This is a genomic window from Bacillus sp. JJ1503, assembly GCF_036965125.1.
GTDB lineage: Bacteria > Bacillota > Bacilli > Bacillales > Cytobacillaceae > Cytobacillus.
In genome coordinates, this window is the sequence record NZ_JBALOZ010000045.1 from 1 (window position 1) to 12,656 (window position 12,656).

Annotated in this window: 8 protein-coding genes and 2 pseudogenes; 4 read left to right on the forward strand and 6 right to left on the reverse strand. The window is 38.2% G+C overall.

The window, feature by feature from the left end:
* From V7149_RS04345 to allE, 4 genes and pseudogenes are all read right to left on the reverse strand, one after another.
* A pseudogene (locus V7149_RS04345) lies at nt 1-539 on the reverse strand (acyl-CoA synthetase FdrA); the annotation flags it as partial.
* A 127-nt stretch (nt 540-666) separates the two neighbouring features.
* Nucleotides 667-1,716: an ureidoglycolate dehydrogenase gene (gene allD, locus V7149_RS04350; protein ID WP_335344429.1), complete on the reverse strand. Its 1,050-nt coding sequence runs from the start codon at nt 1,714-1,716 to the stop codon at nt 667-669.
* A gap of 50 nt (nt 1,717-1,766) precedes the next feature.
* Nucleotides 1,767-2,819 carry an ureidoglycolate dehydrogenase gene (gene allD / locus V7149_RS04355; protein ID WP_335344430.1) on the reverse strand — a complete coding sequence of 351 codons (1,053 nt, stop codon included), beginning with the start codon at nt 2,817-2,819 and terminating at the stop codon, nt 1,767-1,769.
* Nucleotides 2,820-2,843: 24 nt separating this feature from the next.
* Nucleotides 2,844-3,608: a (S)-ureidoglycine aminohydrolase gene (allE, locus tag V7149_RS04360; protein ID WP_151533950.1), complete on the reverse strand. Its 765-nt coding sequence runs from the start codon at nt 3,606-3,608 to the stop codon at nt 2,844-2,846.
* Nucleotides 3,609-3,781: 173 nt separating this feature from the next.
* Between allE and V7149_RS04365 the strand changes: the two genes are divergently transcribed.
* Nucleotides 3,782-6,076, forward strand: coding sequence for an ABC transporter permease subunit (locus V7149_RS04365; protein WP_335344431.1), 2,295 nt, complete (start codon nt 3,782-3,784; stop codon nt 6,074-6,076).
* 27 nt (nt 6,077-6,103) lie between these two features.
* On the opposite strand, the gene V7149_RS04370 is transcribed toward V7149_RS04365, so the two are convergent.
* Nucleotides 6,104-6,568 carry an Hsp20/alpha crystallin family protein gene (locus tag V7149_RS04370; protein WP_335344432.1) on the reverse strand — a complete coding sequence of 155 codons (465 nt, stop codon included), beginning with the start codon at nt 6,566-6,568 and terminating at the stop codon, nt 6,104-6,106.
* 207 nt (nt 6,569-6,775) lie between these two features.
* On the opposite strand from V7149_RS04370, the gene hcp reads away from it, so the two are divergent.
* On the forward strand, nt 6,776-8,068 hold the full coding sequence (hcp, locus tag V7149_RS04375; protein WP_335344433.1) for a hydroxylamine reductase: 1,293 nt from the start codon (nt 6,776-6,778) through the stop codon (nt 8,066-8,068).
* A 48-nt stretch (nt 8,069-8,116) separates the two neighbouring features.
* On the opposite strand, the gene V7149_RS04380 is transcribed toward hcp, so the two are convergent.
* Nucleotides 8,117-8,809 carry a Crp/Fnr family transcriptional regulator gene (locus V7149_RS04380; protein ID WP_335344434.1) on the reverse strand — a complete coding sequence of 231 codons (693 nt, stop codon included), beginning with the start codon at nt 8,807-8,809 and terminating at the stop codon, nt 8,117-8,119.
* Between the two features lie 163 nt (nt 8,810-8,972).
* On the opposite strand from V7149_RS04380, the pseudogene V7149_RS04385 reads away from it, so the two are divergent.
* Both V7149_RS04385 and V7149_RS04390 read left to right on the forward strand, forming a co-directional pair.
* Nucleotides 8,973-11,257: pseudogene (locus tag V7149_RS04385) on the forward strand (DEAD/DEAH box helicase).
* Nucleotides 11,247-12,509: a ribonuclease H-like domain-containing protein gene (locus V7149_RS04390; RefSeq protein ID WP_335344435.1), complete on the forward strand. Its 1,263-nt coding sequence runs from the start codon at nt 11,247-11,249 to the stop codon at nt 12,507-12,509. Before V7149_RS04385 ends, V7149_RS04390 begins: the two are co-directional and overlap by 11 nt.
* Nucleotides 12,510-12,656: the final 147 nt, after the last annotated feature.

Sequence of the window (12,656 nt, forward strand, 5' to 3'; positions counted from 1 at the left end):
ACACCAGAAACAACTGCAGTACCACAGTCAGGACCCATAACAAGAAGACCTTTTTCATGGGCTTTTTCTTTAATACGACGCTCATCTTCAATTGTTACATTGTCACTGAAAATTAATACGTGCATATCTCTATCAAGTGCTTTTTCTGCTTCTTCAGCTGCATATTGACCTGGTGTAGAGATGATTGCAAGATTCGCACCTGGTAATGCTTGCGTAGCTTTATCCCATGAGCGTACAGTTTCAAAAGCTTCCTTGCTGCTGCTGATTGCTTGGTTGCTTAAATAGTTATCTACTTCATCAAGAACTTCTTGAATCTTTTCTTCAGCATCAGTGTCAACAACGATACACATATCATTTGATGCTGCACCTTCAAGCTCATCCGTGAAAAGACCAGCAGTCTTGAAAATATCTTTGTTAGCAGGAGTCCCCATCATAATTTGGACTTTGTTAATGCCTTCCATTGTTGAAATTTTATTCGTAAGAAGCATTAGGTTAACTGAATCCTGATATGAATTCTGTTTTACGATAGTATAAAGCATGTTTTCATGCACCTCTTTTTATATTTTTCTTACTCTTCGAAAAGGTTGTTGAATTCAATCATTTCCTTTTCATAGTAGAAGGGTGGCAACTCTTGATGAGACCACCCTTCTTTTTTCTAACACTTTTTTATTTTGCAAAAGGGCTTTTATTGTCATACGCATTGTTGTGAACAACATCTGAAGTCAAATACTCATAAATATGATCAACAATTTCAATGCCGTTCTCTTCATATTTCTTTTCCCTTTCAGCACTTCTTTGCCCAGGATAAGAAACTTTATCAAAGCCAGGGGCCGGCTTGATATTATTGAGGTCTTTCATTGTTGTTGCTATATCTTCTTGGAAGCCTTTAATTCCTGTAAAGAACTCAGGATTTATGACAATATGAAGCTGACCAAGATTTCGATACTCAGTGAGATCATGGTACATGGAAGAAACTTTGTTTCCAAACGGAAGGCCAAGTAAGATACCTGATAAAACATCAACCATCATCATGAGCCCGTATCCCTTTGGCCCTGCAATCGGAACTAACGCATTTACTTTAAATGGATCAGTTGTCGGTTCTCCATTGCTGTCAACAGCCCATGTATCAGGAATGGATTCATTTTTCGATCTTGCATGAAGAATTTTTCCCCAAGCCTGAACAGTTGTCGCCATATCAAAAGTAATGTGTTTTCCGTCCTTGCCTGGAGCAGCAAATGCAATTGGGTTCGTACCATAATAAGGCTCTGATCCGCCAAAAGGAACGACCATCGGATCGGATTGACAAACTGAGATTCCAACTAGATTTTCATCTGCAGCTTGTTGAACAAAGTATGAAAGTGCACCGCTATGGCCGATTCTGCTAACGCCTACTACAGCAATTCCATTTTCCTTTGCCATTTTAATCGCTTCATCCATTGCAAGCTTTGCTGCAACATGGCCTACTCCATTATCTCCGTGGAAAATCGCTGTACATGGACCCGTCTTTTCAAGCTTGAATTCCGGATTATTATTTAATCCGCCTTTTGCAATTCTTTCAGCATAATATTCCACCCTCATTGCGCCGTGAGAGTGTACTCCTCTAGCATCTGCATGAACAAGTACATCTGCAACTCCTGAAGCATGATCTTCAGTTAATCCGGCCTTATGAAGCTTTGTAGCAATTAAATCGTGCAATTGCTCTTTTGATAATCTCATTCCCTCTCACCCCTATGAATTCGTCCTTACCTATTTTCCTTTTGGAAAAATTACTTAGCAAACGGGTCTTTGTGATCGTATTGATTGTTATGGATCACATCAGAACGTAAATACTCATAGATGTCATCAACAATTTCAATGCCATTTTCCTTGTATTCCGCAATAACAACATCATTATTTTGACCAGGGTATAAAACCTTTGAAAATCCTGGTGCAGGTTTGATTTGATTTAAGTCATCCATTGTTTGCGAAATATCTTTCTTGAAACCAGCGATTCCGCCAAAGAATTCCGGGTTAATAACAATGTGAAGCTGACCTAATTTACGGTATGAAGTTAAATCTTCGTACATAGAAGATACTTTATTACCAAATGGAAGACCAAGTAGAATACCTGATAATACATCTACCATCATCATTAGACCATAGCCTTTTGGTCCAGAGATTGGTAATAATGCATTCACATTAAATGGATCTGTTGTTGGTTCTCCATTTTTGTCAACTGCCCAAGTATCTGGAATTGACTCGTTTTTTGATCTTGCATGGAGAATTTTCCCCCAAGCTTGAACAGTTGTGGCCATGTCTAACGTAATAAATTTACCGTCTTCCATGCTAGGTGCCGCAAAGGCAATTGGGTTCGTTCCATAATAAGGCTCTGCTCCTCCAAATGGAACTACCATCGGATCAGATTGACAAACCGTAAGCCCAATTAAATTCGCTTGTGCAGCTTGATGGGTAAAGTAAGAAATTGCACCACTATGAGACATATCTCTTACACCAACAATTGAAATACCGTTTTCTTTTGCCATTTTAATGGCTTCATCCATTGCTAATTTGGCAGCTGTATGACCATTTCCGCCATCTGCATGAAAAACGCCTGAGCAAGGACCTGTCTTTTCAAATCTAAAGTCAGGGTTAGTATTAATTCCGCCTTTAGCAATTCTTTCAGCATAATATTCTACACGCATTGCACCGTGGGAATGAATCCCTCTTTCGTCTGCAAATACGAGTACTTCAGCTGCTGTTTCAGCATGATCCTCTTTAAGACCAGCCTTATGCAGCTTTGTTTTGATTAGACTTTTTAAGTCCTCTCTTTTTAATCTCATGGTGACACCTCTTTGTTGGGATTATTATAATTCCGGATCCCGATTACAATCTTTAGAATAAACATATGTTAAAGGTTCTCTTCCAACAGCATAAGCTGCCTGATGGACATATGGTCCCATGAAAATGTAATCGCCTTTTTTAACTGGAATCCATTCATTATCAAGGTTATACATACCTTCACCAGAAAGTAAGTATGCACCGTGTTGTTGATAATGTGTTTCAATAAATGGATGGCTTGCCGCTGGGTCGAAAGATAAAATGTGGAAGTTCATATCAAAATCAATATCCATTGGTAATAAATCTTTAATATGAACATTGTGCATATCATCGTAGTCTCTGTATTCAATATCATTTGAATGACCAGAAACAACCCATGGCTTACGGCCTTCTAGTGGCTTGTGTTTTTGTTTATAAAGGAATAGACGAGAATCGCCAGCTTCCATGTTTTCTAAGTACATAGTAACGCCTGGTGGGCAGTATAAATAGCCGCTTTCCTCTAGAACAAATTCTTGGTCGTCAGCTTTTGCTTTTACTTTTCCGCCTAAAACGTAAACGAAGCATTCAACATCTGCTTGTCCGCAGTAGCCTTGGCTATTCTTTCCGCCTTCATGCATTGTAACGATGTAATCAACAAAGGTTGCACCTAATTGTGGAGATCCTAAAATCGACATTGTGCAATTTTCAAATCCAGGAATAACATTATTTACAAGACCTTCTGGTGCGATTAAAGCATATAAACCATGTTTGATAATGGATCTACTTGAAAGCAAATCTTTTGGATAACCCATCGATACATTCTCCTCTTTATTAAAGATTTTTTTATTATAAAAGGTAATAAACCTAATTATATGAAGCTGAAAATAACATCAATTATTCTTTATATGTAGGGATTTTCTGCGTATCAATCATTCTTTTTCTATGTGTATTTGGTCCAATACTGGCTCCGCACTCATTAACAGAGATGCTCGAAACGCAATATAGGAATGGAAAGGTACTATCTCCGCCAATAGAACCTTTTGAAAATGAAAGCTACCCATTAGGTACAGATAAATGGGGCTATGACTTGATGACGATGATCCTATATGGAATTCGTTATACGGTATTTGTAGCACTGGCTGTTACATGTATTAAGATGGTGTTAGGGACAATAATAGGATTATATGCAGGCATGTGGAAAAAAACATCTAGCTTGTTGAGTGCTTTTGAAAATGCCTGGAGCTATATCCCTTTGTTTCTCATTTTATATTTTTTTATGAGGCCGATAAGTTTTAATAGTCAATTAAGTACAAGCACTCTCTTAGGATATTTTATTATTATTGCTTCTGTAATCAGTATCCCTAGTATTGTTTCTTCCGTGAGACAGAAAACGGCTGAGTTATATAAATCTGTATATATTGAGGCTGCACATATTCTCGGGGCCAGCAAAAACAGGCTAATTTGGAAGCATATTTTTCCGCAAATGAAGGAAACGATTTTAGTGATGTTCATTTTGGAAATTGTCTATGTCATTACTATTATGGGCCAGCTGTCACTTATGAATATTTTCATTGGCGGAACTACTGTTCGATTTGATCCGATCATTTATCTATCGGTAACGAAGGAGCTATCTGGTTTAGTTGGACAAGCTAGAGGAAATATTTACGGGAATACTCATATTTTGTTGATCCCTTTAATGGTTCTCTTATTTACGACCATATCTTTCAGTTTATTAGCAAATGGTCTAAAAAATCGCTTTCAGGCAAACTACTCAAGAACACCATGGATAAGGACGGGACAGGTACATCGGATTTTACCTATTCGCAAGCAATTCAATCAGGAAAGGAAGCGTATACTCCCTCGAGGAGAAGGACTTGCCTTCGTTTTGCTTGTCATGTTATTTACCGGGGCAGGTGTTTATGTTACAGCCACGAAGGATGCAGATGTAGGGGTGAAAAATGATAGTAAAGCGTCCTATGATATGCATGTAGAAATGGATTCAAAAGGTGTCTTTCATACAACAGCAAATATTCATATCAAAAATAAATCAGATAATTATTGGGAGGATCTCACCTTTTATTTCATTCCAAATGCATTTGAAAAAGGGCATTCTTTCCAATCGGTTAAAAGCTATTCTACAGTACAAATGAAGAAAATCATTATAAATGGCGAGCAAGCAAAATATAGCTTGGAAAAAGATCAATTAAACATTAGCATCCCGTCAACCATGCAGAAAAGGAAAAAATATCAAATTAAAATTGAGTATTCATTCACGATTCCAAATGAAGGTGTACGTCTTTCAAAAGAAAAGGAAAATTATTATTTGGCACATTGGTACCCAATGCTGGCAACCTATCAAAATGGAAAATGGAATAAGGAAGATTATGATGTAGGAATGGAGACGTTCCATACAGACTTTTCTAATTTTGAAGTCTCTTATAAAATTCCAGAAGGGTACTCCCTTATTTCTTCATCCGATAAGGACCCTCGAATAGGTGCAAGTGAAGGGAAAATCAAAGTAAAAAAAGTGAGGGATTTCTTCATTGGCATTGTTAGAGATATGGATATCCATGAAACGGAGGCTAATGACGGAGTCAAGATCCGATTGTTCACAAAGACGGGCCATCAGAAAAATATTAAGGAAACTTTAGAGTTAGCAAGAGATGCATTAAGCTTCTATCAGGAGAATATAGGGAAATATCCCCATAAACAATTAGATATTATTTTAGATAACGGCCCATTTATGGAATATTCAGGTGTAGTAACAATTAATCCTTACATAGAGGATACGTATTTTTACAGAAACGCCGTAGTCCATGAAATCGCCCATCAGTATTTCTATGGTGTGGTGGCGAACGATCAATATCATCAGGCATGGGTTGATGAAGGCATGACTGAGTTTGCAACCTCTATGTACTTTTATGCTGGCAAAAATCAAAGCAGGAGTGAAGCATTTCGCATTCCCTATAACCGAATGGAGCGTATAAAGGCTGCTAATCCTCCAATTGGCAGACAATATTCAAATGTTTCATTAGATAAAGTAAAAAATACAGGCTTTATTTATGGTCAGCCTGCCATTGAAATGTTAAAGATGGTGGAGGATAAGTATAGACTTAAAGGAGCCGATGTAAAGGAAGTTAGCATGCAATTTCTTTCTAGCTACTATGAGCATTTTAAATACAAGGAAGTAGATACGAAGGAATTTATTCGGTTCACAAGAGATTATTTCAGTGTACCGACTGGTTATTTTAATAAATGGCTGGATACTTCCGAGCATTAACAAGCAGTTTATTAGACTGCTTGTTTTTTATTCAATTTCATCGATTTTTATATGCTTTCCTTTTTGTTTAGGAACACGGATCTTTAAGAGTCCATTTTGGTATGATGCTTTTACCTTATTTTCGATAATTGGCTGCGGAAGTGGTATCGTTCTGCTTGATTTTTGCATTGATTGCCGCATTCTTCTAACCTTCTGGTCCTCATCCTCTTCGGTGAATATTTCATTAGATTGAACGGAGATGGTTACGTAATTATCAAAGACATCGAGCTTAATCTGCTCACGTTTAACACCAGGCAGCTCTGCCGTAATAATATGCTCCTCCATTGTTTCTCGGACATCAACGTGAAATGGAGTATGAAAAGGAAATGGGCTCTTGAAGAATTCATCTATTGATTGCAGAAATCCCTTAACTGGTTTTTCATTAAAGAAATGATTCACCGATTTCACTAAATCTCCCAACTCATTTTTTCCCTTTTTGTTATCGTTGCTCAATTTTTTCAGCCCCTATCAATTAATGATGTTGGCATAGCCACAATATCATATGAAGGTAACTGGGTATTTGTTCTTGGTAAATAAAATATTGGTAATTTTTGAACAAATATTGACAATTGAAAAAGCGTGATTTGAATCACATTTGATCATTGGAATTGAAGATATTCAGATCATGTTAATTTATTGGGAAAGTGGGAGATTGAAAGAATGTTTTGCTACCAGTGTGAACAAACTCCGAGTGGGGGATGTAAAGTTATCGGTGTTTGTGGAAAAGATGAAACCATTGCAAGCTTGCAAGATACAATTATTTTTGGCTTAAAGGGGATTGCTGCCTACCGTACACATGCAAATCAGCTAGGATACACGGATCCATTTGTTGATGCAACGACCCATGAGGCACTTTATTTGACATTAACAAACTCAAATTTTAATGTACAAGAACATATTGAGATGGCGTTAAAGGTAGGGCGCTCAGCCGTTAGGGCAATGGAAATGCTTGATGAGGCCCATACTACAAGACTGGGCGTTCCACAGCCAATCCGCGTATCGCAAAACAAAATCGAAGGTAAATGTATTATCGTAACAGGCCACAATTTATTCGCATTAGAGGAACTGCTCAAGCAGACAGAGGGAAAGGGAATTAATATTTATACGCACTCAGAAATGCTGCCTGCTCATGGGTATCCTGAATTGAAGAAGTATAGCCATTTAAAAGGAAATATCGGTAAAGCTTGGTATGACCAGCGCAGATTATTTGAAAAGTTCCCTGGCGCCATCTTGGCAACGACTAACTGTGTCATGCCAATAAAAGGTACATATGCAGACCGGATGTTTAGCTATGAGGTCGCAGGTCTAGAAAATGTAGAGAAAATAGTGAATGATGATTATAGCCGGCTAATTAATCGGGCGTTGGAGCTGCCAGAGGCAAATATTCAATCAGATGAAACATTACTAACTGGCTTCCACCATGAAACCGTACTAGGTCTTGCACCAGAGGTTATTGTGGCTGTTAAAGAAGGAAAAATAAAACGGTTCTTCGTCATCGCTGGCTGTGATGCCCCAGGGAAGGACGGAGAATACTACCGTGAACTTGCTACATCATTGCCGCCTGAAGCAGTTATTCTAACAACATCCTGTGGAAAGTTCCGTTTTAATGATGTTGATTACGGGGTTGTTCCAGGAACAGAAATTCCGAGATATATTGATTTAGGTCAATGCAATAACTCGGGATCAACCGTGAAAATTGCGAAAGCTTTGGCAGATGCTTTTGAATGTGAAATTAATGAGCTGCCAGTAAGTATTGTATTATCTTGGTTTGAACAGAAGGCCGTTGCGATTCTACTAGGATTATTTAGTTTAGGAATTCAGGATATCCGTATAGGACCTAAGGCACCTGAATTTATTTCAGAAGGCGTTTTGGATGTACTACAAAACACTTTCAATCTAAAACTTATTGGAACGGTTCAAGAAGACTTGGAAGAAATGCTTCAATATAATTAATAGCTAACAAAGAAGAACCACCTTTAATAAGTGGTTCTTCATTGTTATTTATAAGATTTCTTCTAATAGACTATCAGGATCAATAATAATATTTCCGGATGAATCTGTTTCAATCAGCTGGTCCTTTTTAAGCTTAGTTAGTGTCCTGCTGACAGTTTCTCTCGTTGTTCCGATCATGTTGGCGAGATCTTTATTAGTGAACTCTGCCTTTAAGAGATAGAACCCATTATCCATTTTCTGACCGTGAATTTTGGCTAGGCGAACGAGCAGTTTAATAATTTGCTCATATGTATTATTTAGGATTTGCGATTCGAGCCGTTCTTGCAGGTCAACAATTTTTTCTCCCAGAACTTTAAACACTTTAATACATAGCTCAGGATTTTCTATAAGGACCTTTTCAAATTGGTCAATTGGCACAACAACTAATGTGGAGCTTTCGAGTACCTCAGAAAAAGCAGGGTATCCTCCTTTTCGGAAAAAGCCTACATGTGGAAACATATCCCCATTTTTAGCGATTGCCACGATTTGTTCTCTGCCATTCACATCACTTTTATAAATTTTAATTCGTCCGCTTTGAATAAAATATACATTCTCTAACGGATCATCCTGCATGAATACATGACTGCCTTTTTTCCATTCCCTAGAGATGGAGATCTCAACAATTTTGTCAATTTCTGAATCACTGAGCTCTTTAAAAAGAGTAAACTGCGAGAGTACCTTTTTAATGTCAGAATAATTCATGTTATCACCTCTTAAGTAAAACCATTGTTACCAATATTGTAACAAAAAAGCCACAAGAAAGAAGCGTTTTGGGTTTGGAAGAATTTGAACATTTTATGACAGGGAAGTTTTTCTTTAAAAACGAACGCTTATTCGCTAGAATAATAGATATGAGGTGAGTAAGATGAAAGTTCGGAAAAGCTTGCATGAATTAATGAAGGAAATGAAAGAACTGGAAGAGTTCAAGCAAAACATCGTTCATTGGCACACAATTGAAGAAAAGGAAGCGAGGATTGACGACCTTCCAGCTGATATAAGCCCTAATCTTAAGGAGGCTTTACAAAGAAGAGGAATAACAAGTCTTTATACTCATCAGAAATCGGCATATGAAACCGCTATGAAGGGACAAAGTCTTGTTGCAGTAACTCCAACTGCTTCAGGAAAGACACTATGCTACAATCTCCCTGTTTTACAGACCATTATTAATGACCCTCATGCAAGAGCGCTATATATGTTTCCAACTAAAGCCCTTGCCCAAGATCAAAAAAGCGAAATTAATGAAATCATAAATGAAACAGGATTAGCTATTAATAGCTATACATATGATGGGGATACCCCTGCTAATATTCGGCAGAAGGTCCGAAAAGCGGGGCATGTCGTCATTACAAATCCAGACATGCTTCATTCGGCTATCCTTCCCCACCATACAAAGTGGGTTTCCCTTTTTGAAAACCTGAAATTTGTTGTGATTGATGAACTTCATATATACCGTGGTGTTTTCGGAAGTCATGTCTCTAATGTCATCCGGCGATTACAAAGAATTTGCCGCTTTTATGGAAGTGATCCTATTTTCATTTGTACATCGGCAACTATCGCTAATCCATCGGAACTTGCGGAGAAGTTAACAGAAAAACCGGTTAAATTAATTGATAATAACGGGGCACCAAGCGGGAGAAAGCATTTTGTTTTCTATAATCCGCCAATTGTTAATAAGCNNGCGCTACATTAGAAGCTAGAAAGCTAGCTTCAATTTTGTTGAAAAATAAAATACAAACGATTATTTTTGCGAGAAGCCGTGTAAGGGTCGAGATCCTACTTACATATTTACAGGAACTCGTAAAGTATAAATTAGGGCCAAAGGCTATTCGCGGCTACCGAGGCGGTTATTTGCCAACAGAGAGACGGGAAATTGAAAAAGGACTCCGTTCTGGAGAAATATACGGTGTTGTCAGCACGAATGCTTTGGAATTGGGAGTAGATATTGGACAGCTGCAAGTGTGTATTATGAATGGCTTCCCTGGGACGATTGCGAGCTCATGGCAGCAAGCAGGGCGTGCCGGAAGGAGGCATGGTGAATCCCTTGTGATTATGGTTGCGAGCAGCAGCCCAATGGATCAATATGTCATTCAAAATCCGGATTACTTCTTCAAAAGAAGTCCTGAAACAGCGAGAATTCATCCCGATAATTTGATTATTTTAATCGATCATATCAAATGCGCAGCCTTCGAGCTTCCCTTTCATGCAGGAGAATCCTTTGGATCATTTGAAACGGAAGAAGTCCTCGAATATTTAGCGGAAGAACGGGTTCTTTATGAAAATGGGGGAAAATATTATTGGATGAATGATTCTTTTCCTGCCCATAATATTAGTTTACGTTCAGCTTCCCAGGAAAATGTAGTCATTATTGATCAATCTGACATAGCGAATGTGAAGGTAATCGGTGAAATGGATCAATTTTCTGCTATGACGCTCCTGCATGAAGAGGCGATTTATCTTCATCAAGGAACCCAGTACCAAGTAGAGCTGTTAGACTGGGAGGAGAAAAAAGCCTTCGTTAGAGAAGTGGAGGCGGATTACTTCACAGATGCTAATTTGGCCGTTGAGCTCAAGGTTCTCGAACAGGATAAGCAGCGTTGCCTGCCTTCAGGAGAAATTGGTTATGGTGATGTGAGCGTTGTTGCCATGGCAACTATTTTTAAAAAGATAAAATTTGAAACACACGAAAATATTGGTTCAGGGCCTATAAGTCTTCCAGAGGCAGAGCTTCATACAAGCTCTGCGTGGTTCTCATTAAATGAAGAGTGCTTACAAGACAAGCGAGAGAGATTAGAGCAAGGGCTTATAGGGTCAGCTCATGCATTAAGGCATATTGCCCCGCTTTTTGTCATGTGTGACCCTCAGGATATTCATGTTGTCCCGCAGGTGAAAGCGGCTCACAATGAGAAGCCAACGATATTTTTCTATGATCGCTATCCGGGTGGGGTTGGATTAAGTGAAAAGATATACGAAGGGTTTGAACATGTTTTACATGAGGCAAGACAAATGGTGGGCAATTGTCTTTGTGAGCAAGGCTGTCCTTCCTGCATTGGGACTGATACTGCTTCAAAAACGGCTAAAGCAGATGTCCTCAACATATTAACAAGCTTCACATCGAGAAATGTAATCACTGGTGATAACTATGTCCATTAAAAACAAGCTGAATCGAATAAAGTCACATCTATCGCATGAAAGCAGCACTGAAAAGCGAGTTCAAAAAGTAGAATTAACCGACTTTCCTTATAGAGAGGTTTGGGAAAAAGAAGGAGTTACACCATATTATTTTGACGAGGATTTTTGCTTAATTAGGGAAAAGGAATATTCAGTTAACGAGAAACACGGCATTTATACGTTTGACCAATTTTATCAGGCTGTGGAAGCATGGAATTCTTCAGATATCTATCATCCATTGTCAGCTGCTGGGTTTCGGGCAGATCAATTTTTTTTCTTTGACACAGAAACAACTGGACTCGGTGGAGGTGCTGGAAACACAATCTTTATCCTTGGCCATGCTAGCCTTCAAGGAAACAAGGTTCGTCTAAAGCAGCATATTTTGCCCCATCCAGGAGCAGAGGTCGCTTTATACAAAAGCTTTCTAGACAGTGTTGATTATAAGATGATGGCAACCTATAATGGAAAATCATTTGATTGGCCGCAAGTGAAAACGAGACATACTCTTATTCGGGATCAAGTTCCTAAATTGCCTCCATTTGGCCATTTCGATTTATATCATGCTTCTAGAAGGATGTGGAAGCATAAATTAGAACGTTTGAAGTTGTCTGTAGTTGAAAAAGAAATATTAGGTGTCGAAAGAAAGGATGATCTTCCAGGTTTTTTAGCACCGATGATTTATTTTGATTATGTGGAAACAAAAAATCCAGAAGGAATGCTAGGAGTATTGAAACATAATGAAATAGACATTTTATCCCTTATTAGCTTATATACTCACCTATCTTATCAAATTCTTGGGATTGATAAGTCACAGACTGCACGGGAGACATACGAAGTTGGGAGATGGTTTTCCCAATTGGGAGAAACTGCATCAGCCAAGAAGGCATTCTCAAATATTTCAGCAGGAGATGGCATTGAAGCACTTCAAGCTAAGCATGCACTTGCATTCGAATATAAGAAACAAAAGAAATGGCTTGAAGCCATTCAGCTATGGAAAGACGTTGCTGAGGGAAGCGAAATGGAAATAAAGGTGGAGGCATGTATTGAACTTGCGAAAATTTTTGAGCATCGTCAAAAAAATATCGAACAAGCTCTTACATATACGAAAATGGCTGATTCCTTTTATAAGGCAAATGAGATAGAGAGCGCTTCCGTTAAATATGAGGATCTCATTAATAGGCTCCAGCGACTGATGAGAAAGAAGGAGTCCTCTAATATCTTCACAAATAATTAATAATTGTTTGAAAAACCCACTAATTCCTAGTTGTAAGCCTATTGCAAAAGCTGTAAAATGTGTAATTGTGCAGTATTATTTAGGAATAGAGTGAGGCAGATATCATGTATAAAGCAATATTATTTCTGTTTTTTTTCGTTATTATAT